This window comes from Acidovorax sp. (assembly GCF_046294525.1).
In the GTDB taxonomy this organism is placed as follows: domain Bacteria; phylum Pseudomonadota; class Gammaproteobacteria; order Burkholderiales; family Burkholderiaceae_C; genus Acidovorax.
This window is the reverse complement of sequence record NZ_JBKBKQ010000001.1, coordinates 331,978-348,006: the sequence shown is the minus strand read 5'-3', so window position 1 is coordinate 348,006 and position 16,029 is coordinate 331,978. Positions and strand designations below refer to the sequence as shown.

General features: G+C 66.3%; 12 protein-coding genes and 1 tRNA gene. 1 reads left to right on the top strand and 12 read right to left on the bottom strand.

The genetic code is table 11. The features are described 5' to 3' along the window. Window positions 1–264: 264 nt before the first annotated feature. The 7 genes from mdoH to ACK4HJ_RS01515 form a co-directional block, all read right to left on the bottom strand. Window positions 265–2,337 carry a glucans biosynthesis glucosyltransferase MdoH gene (mdoH, locus tag ACK4HJ_RS01545; protein ID WP_409827054.1) on the bottom strand — a complete coding sequence of 691 codons (2,073 nt, stop codon included), beginning with the start codon at window positions 2,335–2,337 and terminating at the stop codon, window positions 265–267. Further along, window positions 2,310–3,836: a glucan biosynthesis protein G gene (locus ACK4HJ_RS01540; protein ID WP_409827052.1), complete on the bottom strand. Its 1,527-nt coding sequence runs from the start codon at window positions 3,834–3,836 to the stop codon at window positions 2,310–2,312. Before ACK4HJ_RS01540 ends, mdoH begins: the two co-directional genes overlap by 28 nt. A gap of 255 nt (window positions 3,837–4,091) precedes the next feature. Further along, window positions 4,092–5,510 carry a sigma 54-interacting transcriptional regulator gene (locus ACK4HJ_RS01535; protein ID WP_409827388.1) on the bottom strand — a complete coding sequence of 473 codons (1,419 nt, stop codon included), beginning with the start codon at window positions 5,508–5,510 and terminating at the stop codon, window positions 4,092–4,094. Window positions 5,511–5,534: 24 nt separating this feature from the next. Continuing rightward, on the bottom strand, window positions 5,535–6,203 hold the full coding sequence (locus ACK4HJ_RS01530) for a hypothetical protein (protein WP_409827050.1): 669 nt from the start codon (window positions 6,201–6,203) through the stop codon (window positions 5,535–5,537). 19 nt (window positions 6,204–6,222) lie between these two features. Beyond that, window positions 6,223–7,683, bottom strand: a complete 1,461-nt coding sequence (locus tag ACK4HJ_RS01525) for a sensor histidine kinase (protein ID WP_409827048.1) — start codon at window positions 7,681–7,683, stop codon at window positions 6,223–6,225. Window positions 7,684–7,726: 43 nt separating this feature from the next. Further along, entirely contained in the window at window positions 7,727–9,070 is a 1,344-nt protein-coding gene (gene miaB / locus ACK4HJ_RS01520; protein WP_409827046.1) for a tRNA (N6-isopentenyl adenosine(37)-C2)-methylthiotransferase MiaB, read from the bottom strand. A gap of 100 nt (window positions 9,071–9,170) precedes the next feature. Then, window positions 9,171–9,602, bottom strand: coding sequence for a hypothetical protein (locus ACK4HJ_RS01515; protein WP_409827044.1), 432 nt, complete (start codon window positions 9,600–9,602; stop codon window positions 9,171–9,173). Between the two features lie 95 nt (window positions 9,603–9,697). On the opposite strand from ACK4HJ_RS01515, the gene ACK4HJ_RS01510 reads away from it, so the two are divergent. Further along, window positions 9,698–10,900 (top strand): tetratricopeptide repeat protein, encoded by a 1,203-nt coding sequence (locus tag ACK4HJ_RS01510; RefSeq protein ID WP_409827042.1) that lies wholly within the window; start codon window positions 9,698–9,700, stop codon window positions 10,898–10,900. Window positions 10,901–11,047: 147 nt separating this feature from the next. On the opposite strand, the gene ACK4HJ_RS01505 is transcribed toward ACK4HJ_RS01510, so the two are convergent. The 5 genes from ACK4HJ_RS01505 to ACK4HJ_RS01485 form a co-directional block, all read right to left on the bottom strand. Continuing rightward, window positions 11,048–11,124: transfer RNA gene (locus tag ACK4HJ_RS01505), tRNA-Met, on the bottom strand. A 25-nt stretch (window positions 11,125–11,149) separates the two neighbouring features. Further along, window positions 11,150–11,929 carry an enoyl-CoA hydratase gene (locus tag ACK4HJ_RS01500; RefSeq protein ID WP_409827040.1) on the bottom strand — a complete coding sequence of 260 codons (780 nt, stop codon included), beginning with the start codon at window positions 11,927–11,929 and terminating at the stop codon, window positions 11,150–11,152. Window positions 11,930–12,189: 260 nt separating this feature from the next. Further along, window positions 12,190–14,001, bottom strand: coding sequence for a M61 family metallopeptidase (locus ACK4HJ_RS01495; protein ID WP_409827039.1), 1,812 nt, complete (start codon window positions 13,999–14,001; stop codon window positions 12,190–12,192). A 38-nt stretch (window positions 14,002–14,039) separates the two neighbouring features. Then, the gene (locus ACK4HJ_RS01490) at window positions 14,040–14,771 is read right to left on the bottom strand and encodes a DsbC family protein (protein WP_409827038.1); all 732 of its coding nucleotides are present in this window, start codon (window positions 14,769–14,771) and stop codon (window positions 14,040–14,042) included. Between the two features lie 58 nt (window positions 14,772–14,829). Further along, complete coding sequence (locus ACK4HJ_RS01485; protein WP_409827036.1) at window positions 14,830–15,963, bottom strand: FAD-dependent monooxygenase; 1,134 nt, start codon at window positions 15,961–15,963, stop codon at window positions 14,830–14,832. Window positions 15,964–16,029: the final 66 nt, after the last annotated feature.

Sequence of the window (16,029 nt, the reverse complement as noted above, 5' to 3'; positions counted from 1 at the left end):
ATCAATGTCGGCGCGCAGCGCTGCGCGGGAGGATCGGTGCTGGCGGGGCAGCAAGAGGATCCGCACACTGGGTGCGGGTGTGCAAAGGGTCCCTATCCTAAAGGTGCTCCGAAGGCGTGGTGGACCGTTGCTCGCTGCAAAATTTCAAGCGTTTTTGCCGTCTAGCGCTTATCTGGAAAGCGCTAATAGCTATCAAAACAGAAGCAGATAAGACGAAGCCGGTGCATGCACCGGCTCCCATTTTGTGAACGCTCTTTCAGATTGTCACAATGCCGCGGGGCTCGCCAACTGGCGCGCATGCAGCCAGGCGCGGCGCAGCACTGGCGGCGACCAAGCCTCTTCGGGGATCAGCAGGATTCGCTGATCGCGCGCTGACTTGCCCAGGGCGATCTGGCTGGTGATCACGGCCATGGGGATGGCCAGTGCCAGCGGCAGGCCTACGGGCAGCAGCCACAGCAGCGCGCCGCTGTCGATCAGCGAAACGCCCAGAGCCAGCAGGGCAATGATGGCGCTCATGGGCGCAAGCTGGCGCATGGCATGGCTCCAAGGCACCGCGTGCGCTTCGCGCGGAGGCGACTTCCATTCCAGCTTCAGGCCCGTAAGAGCGATCAGCACAAACAGCGAGTGGGCCAGCATACGCACGGGCGCCTGCAAAACGGCCATTACGCTTTCGACGACTGCGCTCTTGAGCAGGCTGGCGGCGCCGCCGTACTGCTGCTGCTCGCGTCGCATGAAGACGGCGGCCACCCCCAGGATACGCGGCAGGAACAGCATGCACAGCGTCCACGACCACAGCGCGATCAGCTCGCTGGGAAGAATGTTCCAGTCGGCCACCAGCTTGGCGCCCGACAGCCACAGCGCGGTGCCCAGGGTCAGAAATGCGAGCCACAGCGGGGCCGACAGGTAGGCCATGGCACCCGTCACGAACATCGAGCGGTGCACGGGATGGATGCCGGGCTCGGCCATGAGGCGCGCGTTCTGCAGGTTGCCCTGGCACCAGCGGCGGTCGCGCTGCAGCTCGGCCAGCAAGTCGGGGGGTTGCTGCTCGTAGCTGCCGATCAGGTCGGACACCAGCCACACGTGGTAGCCAGCGCGGCGCATCAGTGCGGCTTCGACAAAGTCGTGCGACATGATTCCGCCCGCCAAGCCGCCCTTGCCCTTGATGGGGGCCAGCGCGCAGTGCTGCATGAAGGGCGCGACGCGGATGATGGCGTTGTGGCCCCAGTAGTGCGACTCGCCCAGCTGCCAGTACTGCATGCCCAGCGTGAACAGGCGACCGGTAACGCGGGATGCAAACTGCTGCGCACGCGCGTGCAGCGTGACGTGGCCGATGGCTTGCGTGGCGGTCTGGATTATGCCGGCGCTGGGGTTGGCCTCCATCAGCTTGGCCATGGAGACGATGCAGTCGCCGCTCATCACGCTGTCGGCATCCAGTACCACCATGTAGCGGTAGTCCTTGCCCCAGCGGCGGCAGAAGTCGGCCACATTGCCTGCCTTGCGGTGTGTGCGCCGCGTGCGCAGGCGGTAATACACCTGCACCTGGGGCTGCTGGCTGTGCCCGGCCAGTGCGGTGCGCAGTTCCTCCCATGCAGCGCGCTCGGCGCGGGCGATCTCGGGGTCGTAGCTGTCGGACAGCACGAACACGTCGAAGGTGGCGCCGTGCCCGGTCGCTGCGACCGATTCACAGGTGGCGCGCAGGCCTGCGAACACAGTGTTCACATCCTCATTGCAGATGGGCATGATGATGGCCGTGCGCGCGTCGGGCGCCAGCGTGTGCCCGGCTACGCTGCGCACCGAGAGCGCATGTTTGTCCCCGCGCACCATCACCCAGAAGCCCATGAGGCCGGTCAGAAACCCGGTGACGACCCAGGCCGAGAGCAGCGCAAACAGCGCGATCTGGCCGTATCCCAGCCAAGCGCTGTCGTAGTCGGGCTGCACCCCGGCAAACAGCGTGCTGGCAAAGGCGGTGGTCAGCACCGTCAGCAGCGCAAAGGTCCAGCGGCGGCGCTGGGCTGCCCCCTGCCAGGCCTGGTCGTTCGGCAGGCCGGCGGCGGGTGATGCAGCAGCGGGCAACTTGGTGCGCCCCGTCAGGCGCATCAGCACCGCCGTGCCAATGCTGTTCCAGAAGCCGCGCCACGGCACCTGCGGCATGGAGCCGCGGTTGATGGGCGGTGCCGTGACGGCGCTGGGGTGGCGCTCTTCACGCAGCGGGCTGCGGCGGCTTTCCACCGGGCGTGGGTAGGCGGCGCCACGCCGCGCCACCACGGCAGGGGCTGCCGTGGCGTGTGAGCGGTGGGGGCCCGAAGGGTTTACTCGGGAAGACTGATGTGCGTCCATGTTTCACTCACTGCGTGGTTATCGTGTTGAAGAAATGCGCGCAGCTCGATCGGGCGATCGGCCTTCAGGCGCTCGATGCGCACGGTCATGCGCCATTGGTTGGTGGCCGGATTGCGGTAGACGAGGTTTTCCAGCACCTTGCCGTTGGCATCGCTGGTGACCACGGCCTTCACGGCGGCGTTGTCGGGCAAGGCCTTCAAGGCCGGGCCCTCGAAATCGACCACGTACTGCGTCTGGCGGCGCAGCGCGTCGGCAGACAGCTTGGTGTAGCCCATGCCCCGGCGCGACTGCGTGGCCCAGGCTCCGGGCGGGCGCTGCTGCTCATCGCCCTGCCAACTCAGCTCGTAGGCAAACTCCAGGGGCTGCCCAGGCGGTGGCAGCTGCGCGGGCACCCAGTACGCGACGATGTTGTCGTGGGTCTCGTCTGGGGTGTTCAGTTGCACCAGCTCGACCCGGCCCGCGCCCCAGTCGTGCAAGGGGCGCACCCAGGCACTGGGGCGCCGCTCATAGCGGGCTTCCACGTCTTCGTAGCTGGCCCACTGGCGGTCACGCTGCATCAGGCCGAAGCCCTTGGGGTTCTTGGTGGCAAACGAGGTGACGACCGTCTGCTTGGGGTTCTGCAGCGGGCGCCACAGCCATTCGCCTTCGCCCGTGGCCACCATCAGGCCATCGGAGTCATGCACCTCGGGGCGGAAGTCTTCCTTGCGGGGCTGGTTCTCGCCAAAAAAGAACATGCTGGTCAGCGGCGCAATGCCCAGCGTGGCGACGGGCGGCTTGCCCGTGCCGGCACGCAGGAAGACGCGGCTGCGCACGGTGGTCGTGGTGCTGGTGCCTGGCGTGATGTCGAACTGGTACGCGCCCGTGGCGCGGGGGGAATCCATCAGCGCGTACACCCGCACCTGCGTGGCCTGCGGCTCGGGCTTGACCAGCCAGAACTCGGTGAAGCGCGGAAACTCCTCGCCCGCGCCGCCCACGGTGTCGATCGCCAAACCACGCGCGGAGAGGCCGTATTGCTGCCCCTTGCCCAGCGCCCGGAAGTAACTGGCGCCCTGGAACACCACCAGTTCGTCCTTGTAGTCGGGCGAGTTCACGTGGTTGTGCAGGCGAAAGCCCGCAAAACCCAGATCGCCCCAGGCCTGCGGGTTGACCCGGTTCTTGCCATAGTCGAAATCGGCGCGGCTGTAGCTGATGTGGCGCGCGCCCTGTGGCGTCACTTCGTTCAGCAGCACAGGCTCGGTCTGGTACAGGCCAAGGTGGAAGAACATGGCCTCGAACGGCAGCTTCTCGTTGCGCCACAGCGCGCGGTCCGGCCGCCAGCGGATGTCGCGCACTTGGTCGTAGTTGAGCTGGGCGAGGTCTGCGGGCAGCTTGTCGTTGGCGGCGCGATACGGCTTGGCGGCCCGCTCGCTGGCCAAGCGGGTCAGGCTTTCGAAATCAAAGCCTGGCTCCAGCCGCGCCTGAACAGGTGCTTGGGCCTGGGCAGCGCCAGCGAGCAGCATGGCTGCAAGCGCTGCCACAGCCTGCCGGGCACAGCGGGCTGTAGTCGAAAAACGAGGGAAAAAGGCGTCCATGCCGACATCTAGGGCAAACCCTGTGCCAGCATAAAAAAATCCAATTAAATCAAAGACTTATGCGCCATTTGCCTTGTAAGTTTTTGTGCCGGGCTGCGGCAAACACCTCAAACAAGGCTTTTTTGTCGTGGTTTAGCGACGAGGCCTTGTAGGCGATTTGGAAACGCCTTTTAAATCAATCACTTACTCGTGTCGCTCATCGGCGACGTCGTCGCCGGGCGCACCGTCGGCCTTGAAATTGCCCGGGGTCAGGGCGTGTTTTTGCAGCAGGCGATAGAACTCCGTGCGGTTGCGCTGGGCCAGGCGCGCAGCGTCTGCCACATTGCCGTCCGTCATCTTGAGCAGACCCACCAGGTACTCGTGTTCGAAGCGCTGGCGTGCCTCGGCAAAGCTCAGCACCTGTGTGGACGGGGTGCGCAGCGCGCGCTGCACCAGCGTCAGCGGCACCAGGGGCGTGGTGGACAGGGCGCAGACTTGCTCCACCACGTTGAACAGCTGGCGCACGTTGCCGGGCCAGGCGGCGGTGGTCAAAGCGCGCAAGGCTTCGGGCGCAAACCCCGACAGGCGCTTGTCGTATTTGCGCGCCAACTTGTCGAGGAAGTGGTTCGCCAGCAGGGGAATGTCTTCGCGTCGCTCGGCCAGCGTGGGCAGCACCAGGGTCACCACGTTCAGCCGGTAGTACAGGTCTTCGCGGAACTGCCCCGTGCCCATGGCGCTTTCCAGGTCGCGGTGCGTGGCGGAGACGATGCGCACATCCACGGGAATCGACTGGCTCGCCCCAACGGGGCGCACGGCGCGCTCCTGCAGCACGCGCAGCAGCTTGACCTGCAGGGCCGGTGGCATGTCTCCGATTTCATCCAGCAGCAGCGTGCCGCCATCGGCCGCCTGGAACAGGCCCTTGTGGTTGCTGACCGCGTCGGTAAATGCGCCCTTGACGTGGCCGAACAGTTCGGACTCCAGCAGCGCCTCCGGGATGGCCCCGCAGTTGACCGCTACAAACGGTTTGGCCGCGCGCGGGCTGGCGCGGTGGATGGCCTGGGCCAGCAACTCCTTGCCGGCGCCGCTCTCGCCCTGCAGCAGCACGCTGGCATCCGACTGGGCCACCATGTAGGCCTCGGCCAGCAGGTCGGTCATGCGCGTGGACCGGCTCACGATGCTGGCGCGCCAGGCCTCGTTGGCATGGGCGTGGGTCACGGCCGGAGCGCTCAGCGCAAGCGCCTGCGCAATCTTCTCCAACAGGTCGCGGCCGTCGTACGGTTTGGTGAGGTAGGTGAACACGCCGCGGGACGTGGCCTCGACCGCGTCCGGAATGGTGCCGTGCGCCGTGAGCAGGATCACCGGCAGCGATGGGTGGCGCGCCCGAACGTCGTCGAACAGGGCCAGGCCATCGCGGCCGGGCAGGCGCACGTCGCTCAGCACCAACTGTGGCCGTGCGACGTCCAGCTGCGCAAGGGCTGCCTCGGCCGAGCCCACGGCCACCACCTCGTAGCCCGCGCCCTGAAGCCGCAGGGACAGCAGCCTCAGCATGTCGGCATCGTCGTCCACCACCAGGATGCGGGCGCCAGCGTGGGGGCGGGAGGAAGAAGAAGTCTGCGTGGCCATGGAAAGCTTGGAAGGTGGCATCGATCAGGGCGAGGGCCGCGGGGCGTTGTTGCTGCCACCGTTGGCCGAGGTGGGCGGGGTGGGCGCTGGGGCAGGACGGGTGGTCAGGCTGCGCTCAATGGCGCGCACGGCCTCCAGGCGTTCGTTGAGCTGGTCGTTGCGGCGCTGCGCGTCGCGCAGCTGCTGGTTCTGCCGCTCCAGTTGCTCTTCCAGCCGCCGCTGTTGCAGCAGCCGGGCTTCCAGCACGCGTGCGAGCGGGTGCAGCGGCTGCGCCTGCGGGCCCTTGTTGCCCAGCACGCGCTGCACCAAGCCAAGGGCGCGGGCGGTGTCCACAGGCTGGCGGGTCTGCACCAGGGCGCTGGCCAGCAGCAGCGGGTTTTCTACCGCCGCCTCCTCGGCCTCGGCAAGCCGCGCGATCTCCCGGGCCAGGTCGGGCGGCGCCAGACGCAGGGTGGCATCCATCTGGGCGAGCACGGTGGTGACCGGGTCTGCCGCTTCCACCTTGCCTGGCTTGGCGTCCGGGGCCTCGGCGCTGTCTGCACGGGGCGGCTCGGGCGGCTGTACCACCTCTGTCGGGGCAGGCCGAGGAGGCTCGGGCGGCGGCATGGGTGCGGGCGGAGGGGTGCTGCACGCCCCCAGCGCGCACGCCATCAAGCCCGTGACCGCCCACAGGGCGGGAGGGCGACGCAGCACGGGGGAGGGTTGCAGAGGGCTAGGAGGCATGCGGTAGTTCAATGCGAAAAAAGGAGTGGACGCCCTCGTCCACCAGTTGCACGCGGCCGCCGTGGGCGACGATGTATTCGTGCACGATGGACAGCCCGATCCCCGTGCCGCGCACGGCGTCGTCGGGCTGGCGTTCGCCCCGGTAAAAGGGCTCAAAAATCAGGTCACGGTCGGCGCTGGCCACGCCCGGCCCCTGGTCGGTCACGTCGATGCGCACCGTGCCCGGGTGCCGAGATAGCAAGAGGCGCACCGTGCCGCCTTTGGGCGAGAACCGGATCGCGTTGGACAGCAGGTTGCTGACGGCGGACGCGATCTTGTCCGGGTCGACCGCCACCGTCAGCTCGGGGCCTTCGGCAAGCACGCGCAGCCCGCGGGCCTGCCACTGCAGGCGCTGGGCTTCGACTTGCGACTCCAGCAAGGCCAGCAGCGGGGTGTCGCGCCGCTGCAGCTGGCGGGCCTCAAAGGCCGCTGCATTGAAGCGCAGCAGCGCCTCGATCTCGTTTTGCAGTACCAGCGTGTTGTGGTGCAGGATCTGCGCAATCTCCCGCTGCCCGGCGGTCAGCTCGCCGGTAACGCCATCCTGCAGCAGGGCCACGCCTTCGCGCAGGGCGGCCAGCGGGGTCTTGAGTTCATGCGAGACATGGCGCAAGAAGCGGGCCTTGTCGGCATCCAGCTCCAGCAGCCGCAGCCGCAGCCATTCCAGCTGCTGGCCCACGCGGCGCATGTCGTCGGGGCCGCTCACGACAACGGCCTCGTCGAGCTGGTTCTCGCCAAGCCGGCGGATGGCGTTCTCCAGCCGCTTGAATGGCCGCGCAAGCCAGATGCCCAGCGCCAGGGCCAGCGTGAGCGCCAGCACGATGGCGCCCACCACCTGGTGCGTCACGCTGCGGCGGCTGTCCTCCACGCGAGCCTCCAGGGCCTTGTTGCGCTGGTCGTTCACGTCCTGCACGGCCTGGGCAATCACCGTATGGAGCACTTCCAGCGCCGCAAACTCATCGGCGACACGGCGCTCGTTTTCCAGCGCGCGCTCGGGGGGCGCATCCAGCAGGGCCTTCACCGTCTCCAGGCGGCGCGTCCACTGGTCGGCCAAATCCTGTGGCAGGCCTCCGCCTTGCAGTTTTTCCAGAAGTGCCTGCGCTTCGCCCGTCATGTCGTTGAAACTCCGGCGCAAGGTGGCGTCGCGCAGCACCAGAGACTGGCGGGCCGAACGCTCCAGCGCCTGCCCTCGCTGGTTCAGCGACTGCGCGGCGGCATTCAACGCCGTGGCCTGGGTAGCGCCCAGTCGGCTCTGCACCATCAGCTGTTCCAGCGTGTGCAGGGCCCGCAACGAACTCACACCCAGCAGCCCGGCGATCATCAAAAAGGCGAGCAGCAGCAGCTGCTGGAAAGAGAGCCCGTGCAGGGCGCCTTCGGGCAGCGAGCGGGAGCGTGGGAGGCTGTCAGCCGACATGCGGTGGGTTGCGTGGAGAAAGACGTCGTAAGGTGGTCAGTCGTCAGGCTGCCAGGGCTGGTTCCCGCGTGACCACCTCGCCGCGCAGGGTATAGGCCTTGGCTTCGGTGATGGTCACATCCACCATCTGGCCCACCAAGCGGGGCTGGCCCACAAAATTGACGACGCGGTTGCACTCGGTGCGGCCCATCAGCTCGGTGGAGTCGCGCTTGGAGGCGCCCTCCACCAGAATGCGTTGCACCGTGCCCACGCGGCTTTCGCTGATGGACTTGATGTTCGCGTTGATGACGCCCTGCAGGTGCTGCAGGCGGCGCAGCTTCACGTCGTGCGGCGTGTCGTCGTGCAGGCCTGCTGCGGGCGTGCCGGGGCGGGGGCTGAAGATGAAGCTGAAGCTGTTGTCGAAGTGGATGTCGTCGATAAGCTTCATCATCTTGTTGAAGTCGTCCTCGGTCTCGCCGGGGAAGCCCACGATGAAATCGCTGCTCATGGCCAGGTCGGGTCGGATGGCGCGCAGCTTGCGGATGGTGCTCTTGTATTCCATGGCCGTGTAGCCGCGCTTCATGGCCATCAGGATGCGGTCGCTGCCGTGCTGCACCGGCAGGTGCAGGTGGCTGGCCAGCTTGGGCAGCTTGGCGTAGGCCTCGATCAGCCGTGGCGTGAACTCGTTGGGGTGGCTGGTGGTGTAGCGAATGCGTTCGATTCCGGGGATGTCTGACACGTATTCGAGCAGCAGGGCAAAGTCGGCAATCTCGGCCGTGCCGCCCATCTTGCCCAGGTAGGCGTTCACGTTCTGGCCCAGCAGGGTAATTTCCTTCACGCCCTGGTCGGCCAGGCCGGCCACTTCCACCAACACGTCGTCAAACGGGCGGCTCACCTCTTCGCCCCGGGTGTAGGGCACCACGCAGTAGCTGCAGTATTTGCTGCAGCCTTCCATGATTGACACAAAGGCCGAAGCCCCTTCGACCCGCGCGGGCGGCAGGTGGTCGAACTTTTCAATCTCGGGGAAGCTGATGTCCACCTGTGGCTTGTCCAGGCGCTCGCGCTGATTCAGCATCTCGGGCAGACGGTGCAAGGTTTGCGGGCCAAACACCACGTCCACATAGGGGGCGCGCTTGATGATCTCGGCGCCTTCCTGGCTGGCCACGCAGCCGCCCACGCCAATCTTCACGCCGCGCGCCTTCAGGTGCTTGATGCGGCCCAGGTCGCTGAAGACTTTTTCTTGCGCCTTCTCGCGCACCGAGCAGGTGTTGAAGAGGATGAGGTCGGCCTCGTCCACGTTCTGCGTGGGCTCGTAGCCTTGGGCGGCGTTGAGCACGTCGGCCATCTTGTCCGAGTCGTACTCGTTCATCTGGCAGCCGAAGGTTTTGATGAAGACTTTTTTGGCCATGGCGGTCTGTCGCTGTCGGAAAAAGGATGCGGCGGCGCGCCCGAGGCGGCGCCGCACGTTGCAAAGGCCGGGCCGCGCTCAGCGGCTCGAACGGGGTGGGTTACTTCTGGACCGCGTCGTACTCGGAGCGGTAGTTGCGATCCACCGTGTCGCTGCCCTTGCGGGGCTGGTCGGCTTCGCCCTGGCTCAGGATCCAGGCGGTCTGGAGCATGCCCGTGCTGGGCTCGATCAGGTAGTTGACCCGGAAGCTCTGGCCCAGCACCGTGTGGGCCATGACCAATGTGTTCTGCGGGCTGAAAAGCCGCATGCCGGGGGCCATGCGGATGGCGCGGCCATTGAGCGTGGCGTCCGACGCGGCTGTGATGGTCAGCGTGCCGCGCAGTGCGGCGTCGGGGAAGGTGCGCATGCCGCCCAGGGCCGATTGCACCTGGGCACTGGCCGGCAGCATGCCGCCAAGCAGAGCGCAGCCCAGGCCAAGGGCGAGGGCATGCTTCAGAAACCGGGAGGGTGAGGGTGTGTGTGCAGCGTTCATGGGGCAGCGGTTCTTGGTTTATATCCAGGGGCTGGAGGGGCGATTCTACGGGGGTCCCTAAGATGCGCGGCAAACCACCACGCAAGGCACCGTTCATGAGCACAGCATTGGAGCAGGCCCGGGAGGCCTTTTTGCGCGGCGTAGCGCTGTTCGAGGGCGGGCAGTACGACGCCGCCGACGGGGCGTTTGCAGAGGCCCTGGCGCTGGCACCGGGGCGGGCGTCCGTGCTGCTGAACCTGGGGGTGACCAAGGTGCACCGGCAGCTTTTTGCAGAAGCGGAACCTGTGCTGCAGGAGGCCCTGGCGGCCGACGACTCGCTCGCAGACGGCTGGGCGGCGCTGGGACTGTCCCAAATGGAGCTGGGGCGGTGGGAGGTCGCGCTGCGCAGCCATGAAAACGCGGTGGAACGCGGTGCCGGCACCGCCGCCGTCCACATGCGCCTGGGCCAGTGCCTGGCGCGTGCAGGGCGTACCACTGAGGCGCTGGCCGCGCTGGAGACCGCCGTGGCGCTGGACGCCAACCTGGCCGAGGCGTGGAGCCAGCTGGGCCATCTGCGGCGCGACCTGCAGCAGCCGGCCGAGGCCGCGCGCTGTTATCAGAACGCGCTGGAGAGAGGCGCGGATGCGGAGCTGCACCGCTACTATCTCGCGGCCTTGCAGCACGGCGCACCAGTGGCGCACGCGCCGCGTCAGTACGTGCAAACCCTGTTCGACCAGTACGCCGAAGAGTTTGAGGACCACCTGGTGGGCCAGTTGCGCTACCAGGGGCACCGGGTGCTGGTGGAGCAGCTGCCCGCCGCCTGCCCACCCCGGTTCGACCACGTGTTGGACCTGGGCTGCGGGACCGGCCTGTGCGGCCCCTACATCCGGCCGCGCGCTGACCAACTGGTGGGCCTGGACCTGTCGCCCGCCATGTTGGACAAAGCCCGTGCCCGCGGCGTGTACGACCGCCTGATCGAGGGCGACCTGGTGGACGCGCTGCGCGGCGAGACCGCCCGGTTTGACCTGGTGCTGGCTGCGGACGTGTTCATCTACGTGGGCCATCTGGACGATGCGTTTGCGCAGTTGGCCCAGCGCATGCGCCTGGGCGGCTGGCTGGCCTTCACCATCGAGGAAGCGCATGCCAGCGGCGGAGAGCCGCAGTTGTTGCCCAGCCTGCGCTATGCGCACCCGCTTGGCTATGTGGACGCGCTGGCCGATCGGCACGGCTTTCAGGTGGCCCACGTCCACAGCGCCCCGCTGCGCTGGGACCAGGACACGGGTGTGCCTGGAAAGTACGTGTATCTGCAGAAGAGCTGAAAAACGATAGCTGCCAGCGCTTGCTGTTATTGACTTTGACAGTGTTTATGCAGTCAAAGCCAATGGATAAGAGCGCTACCAGCTATGAATTTTGACAGGTTGGCCAATAAAAAAACCCACAGTGTGCAGACACTGTGGGTTGGAAGCTGGTGGTGGTACCGGGACTTGAACCTGGGACATCAGCATTATGAATGCTGCGCTCTAACCAACTGAGCTATACCACCGAAGCCGCAAATTATAGAACAGAATTTATTGGTGCGTAAAGTTCGCGGGGCGTTTGTTCATGAACGCGTCCATGCCTTCCTTCTGGTCCTGGGTGGCGAACAGCGCATGGAACAGACGGCGCTCGAACATCACGCCGTCGGACAGCGAGCCTTCGAACGCGCGGTTGACCGATTCCTTGGCGGCCATCACGGCAATCTGCGAGAAGCCAGCGATGATGAGTGCCGCGCCCAGCGCTTCGTCCATGAGTTTGTCGAACGGCACCACGCGGCTTACCAGGCCGGCGCGCTCGGCCTCCACCGCGTCCATCATGCGGCCCGTGAGCGCCATGTCCATGGCCTTGGACTTGCCCACCGCGCGGGGCAGGCGCTGCGTGCCGCCCGCGCCGGGGATGACGCCGAGCTTGATTTCGGGCTGGCCGAACTTGGCGTTGTCCGCAGCGATGATGAAGTCGCACATCATGGCCAGCTCGCAGCCGCCGCCCAGCGCAAAACCACTCACGGCGGCAATCACGGGCTTGCGGATGGAGCGAATGGCTTCCCAGTTGCGCGTGATGTAGTCGCCCTTGTAGGTGTCTGCGAAGCTGTACTTGGCCATCGCGCCGATGTCGGCGCCCGCGGCAAAGGCCTTCTCGCTGCCGGTGATGATGACGCAGCCGATCTTCTCGTCGGCATCGAAGGCCTTGAGGGCCTCGCCCAGCTCGTTCATCAGCTGGTCGTTCAGCGCGTTCAACTGCTTGGGGCGGTTCAGCGTAATCACGCCAACCTTGTCCGCTTCGGTGCGGACTTCGATGGTTTCGTAGGCCATGGAATCTCCTGGGTTATGGATTGTTATGGATGTCCTGCATAACCCTCGCGAGTCGGTGATGGCGCGGATTGGGAAAGGCCGCAAGGCGTCTTTTAGGAGCCAATAGCATGGCTATTGGCAAGAAAAGCAACGCCGCGGACTGCCCGAGGCCGCGCCATCACCGACCGCAGGGAGTTATGCAGGACATCCTTATGGTGGGGTGGAACCGGGCACAGCATATAACGAAGCAAGCTCGGCGCGCCCATCGAAGAACCGTGCCGTCAGTCCAGCCAGCGCGCCAGGGCTGCCGGGTCGGCGGGTGTCAGGCTGATGGTGTCGGGCGGGGCCGCTTGCACGGACTTGCCACTGCCAGCGGCCGCGGCGGTGCCATGGCGGGGCAGATCCAGCGGCAGGCGCAGCAGGCGGCCGTCGCGCGCCACCAGCGCCGTCACCTGGCGCTGCGCGCCGGCATAAAAGCTCACGTCGTCCAGCCGGGCAATGCGCCACTCCTGCTCCTGCACGGCAAGGCCCAGCCATTCGTCACCGGCCATCATCCCGGCCTTTTCTGCGGCGCTGCCGCGCAGAACGGTCTTGATGTGCACGCTGTGGTTCTCTGCCACGCGCAGGCCCAGTTGCTGCGCCAGCTGCGGCGTTTCGCCCTTCAGCGTCACGCCGTGGGCCGCCAGCAGGTCCGCCAGAGGTAGTTCATCCGTGCCATGCGCCCACTGCTGCAGCTCGTCGTCGAACGAGCGGCCGGCGAGCTCGCGCAGCACCTCGCGCAGGTCCGCCTCGGACATGGGGCCGCCTTCGGTGCGCGCCCACAGCGCGCGCAACACGTTGTCCAGCGTGGTTTTGCCCTCGCGCCGCAGTGCCAGGTCCAGGCACAGCGCCACCAGCGAGCCCTTGGTGTAGTAGCTCACGGTGGCATTGGGGGTGTTCTCGTCCTGGCGGTAGTACTTCACCCAGGCGTCAAAGCTCGCCTCGGCTACCGACTGCACCCGCCGGCCCGGCGTTTGCAGCACCTGGTTGATGGTCTTGGTGATGAGCTTCAGGTAAGTGGCATCGTCAATCAGCCCGGCCCTGCGCAGCAGCAGGTCGTCGTAGTAGCTGGTAAAGCCTTCGAAGAACCACAGAAGCTGTGTGTAGTTCTCGCGCGTGTAGTCGTAGGTGACAAATTCGGCCGGGCGCAGGCGCTTTACGTTCCAGGTGTGGAAGTACTCGTGGCTGATCAGGCCCAGCAGCGTGGTGTAGCCCTCGCTGGCGCGCGAGTCGCCCACCCGGGGCAGGTCGCGGCGGCCGCAGATCAGCGCGGTGGAATTGCGGTGCTCCAGGCCCCCGTAGCCATCGCCCACGGCATTGAGCATGAAGAGATAGTTCTTGAACGGCGCCTTGCCATCGCCATGCCAGAAGCGGATGTTGGCCTCGCAGATTTTCTGCGTGTCCGCCAGCAGGCGCTTGCCGTCGAAGGAAGGCGCAGCACCGGCCACCACAAAGCGGTGCGCCACACCACAGGCGGTAAAGCGGCCCATCCAGAACGTGCCCATCTCCACCGGGCAGTCCACCAGCTCGTCGTAGTCCGCTGCGGCGTAGTGGCCAAAGCCCTGGTCGTCCACGTCCAACGCGCTCAGTCCGGTGGCAACCGACCACGCCGAAGTCGCCGGTGTGCGTGCCACTTCCAGCACGTGGCGTTCCGATTCCTGCCCATGGACACGCAAGCACAGGCTGGTGCCGTTAAAAAACCCCCGCGCAGCGTCAAGCCAGGCGGTGCGCACCGAGTTGTCGTAGGCGCACACCGAGTAGGTCAGCACCAGCGGCTTGGCCGGCGTGCTGTCTGCGCGCCAGCGGTGTTTGTCCAGCTGGGTCAACGGCACCTCGCGCCGGCCTTGGCGGGCTTTCAGGTTCTGCAGGTTCTTGGAGAACTCGCGCACGAGGTAGCTGCCGGGTATCCACGCAGGCAGCGACACCTCCTGCCCTTGCGCAGGCTGTGCCACTGTGAGCGTGACGGTGAACAGGTGCGCGTTCAGGTCCGAGGGATCGACACGGTAGTGGAGGGGTGCAGAAGCGGAGTGGGCGGCAGGTCGGGCAGAGGTCATGGGCGTGGGCAGCGGCGCAGGCAACGGCAAACAGGGTGTCAGTTGGTGGTGGGTGTCTCGCCGCTCGCTTCCACAAGCCGCTTTTCCACTTCCTGCGCCCCGATGGCGCCTGGCACGCGCGTGCCGTTGGCGAAGATCAGCGTCGGGGTGCCCGTGATCTTGTGCTTGCGGCCAAACGCCAGATTGCGCTGGAGGGCGCTGGTGTCGCAGCTGGCTGCTGCAGGGGCCTTGTCGCGCACCATGTAGTCCTGCCAGGCGGCCGTCTTGTCCTTGGCACACCAGATGTTGCGCGACTTCTCGGCCGAGTCCGGGCTCAGAATGGGGTACAGGAACAGGTATACCGTGACGTTGTCCACGTTCTGCAGATCCCGTTCAAACCGCTTGCAGTAGCCGCAGTTCGGGTCTTCAAACACCGCCACCTTGCGCTTGCCGTCGCCCCGCACAATGGTGAACGCGTCCTTGAGCGGAAGCGCCGAAAAATCCACTGCCGTCAGTTTGGCGATGCGGTCTTCCGTCAGGTTGCGGCGAGCCTTGGTGTCGATAAGCTCCCCTTGGATCACGTAGTTGCCCTTGGCATCGGTGTAGAAAAGATCCGTGCCGATGCGCACCTCGTACAGGCCTTTCATGGGCGTGGGGCGCACTTCGTCGATCTTGTCCATCTGCGGAATGCGCTCTGCCAGCGCTTTGCGGATGTCGGACTCTTGGGCGGCGGCCGTGAGGCTGAGCGTGGCGAGGGCGAGGGCGGTCAGCAGGGTGGAAAACAGTTTCATGGTGGTCTCGATCGGTCAATTTCGTAAGTTCGCTCGCCCGTGCAAGGGCCACAGTCTTTCAATACATGCCCATGGCCTGGCGGGCCACAAAGGCCTTGAGCGGGCCGCTGCGCTCGAAGCCTTTCATGCCCCAATTGCGCAGCGCCTGCACCGGGCCCTCCTGGCGTGCAAACAGTTGCGCCAGTCCGTCCGTGGTCCACCCCATGGCCAGCACGGCGGCTTTGCGCTCCCGCTCGTAGCTGCGCAGCAGCTTCAAGTCGGCCACGCTGCGCCAGTAGTCGCGCCCGTGCAGCACACGGGCCAATACCTCCACATCCGCCAGGCCCAGGTTCAGCCCCTGGCCGGCCAGCGGGTGCACGTTGTGGGCGGCGTCACCCGCCAGCGCCCAGCTGCGGCGGGCGCCGCCGCTGTGCGGGTCAGGCCCGCACCACCGGTCGGCCGTTGCCAATTGCAGGGGCCAGGCTGCGCGCTCGGCGCACAGCGCCAGCGTGCCCAACGTTCCGTGGCTGGCAGCTTGCAACTTCTCTACAAAGGCTTCGGGCGACAGGGCCATCAGCGGCGCGGCATGGTCGTGCAGGACGGACCACACAACGGCCACGGAGTTCCCCGTGGGCCCGTCAAGCGGTAGAAACGCAAGAATGCCCTCGGGAGAGAACCACTGCCGCGCCACCTGTCCGTGGGGTCGTTCGGTGGTCAGCCGAGTGGCGATGGCCGTCTGGCCATAAGGCGTGACGCGAAAGTTCACACCAAACTCTGCCCGAGTGGTGCTGGCGCGGCCTTCGCACACTACGTTGAGTGGGGCTGGCACCGGGTTTTCCACGCGCTCCACATGGGGCTGAAAGCGCACGGCGTCGTCCAGGCGCGCTTCCAGCGCGGGCACGTCCACAATCCAGGCCAGCGCGTCCACCCCCTGGGTGGCAGCGTCAAAATTCACCACGCCATCCTGGTCGCCGCGCACCTCCATCTGGCGCACGGCGGTGGCGTGTTTGGCGTCGGGCCAGCTGCGCAGAGATTCCAGCAGGCGGCGCGACGCCAGGTTCAGCGCGTAGGCCCGCACGTCGGTGGTTGCGGGGTTCTGGGGCCCGGGGTGCGGCGCCAGGGCCACTTTCAGCCGGTCCCGCGCCAGCAGCAGTGCCAGCGTCTTGCCCACAATGCCGCCGCCGCGAATACAGATATCAAAGTTTTGGGCCATGCGGGCCATTGTAGGAGCGGTCTTACGGCCCCCGCGCGCAGTGCAGAATTGCGGCTTTGTCCCGCA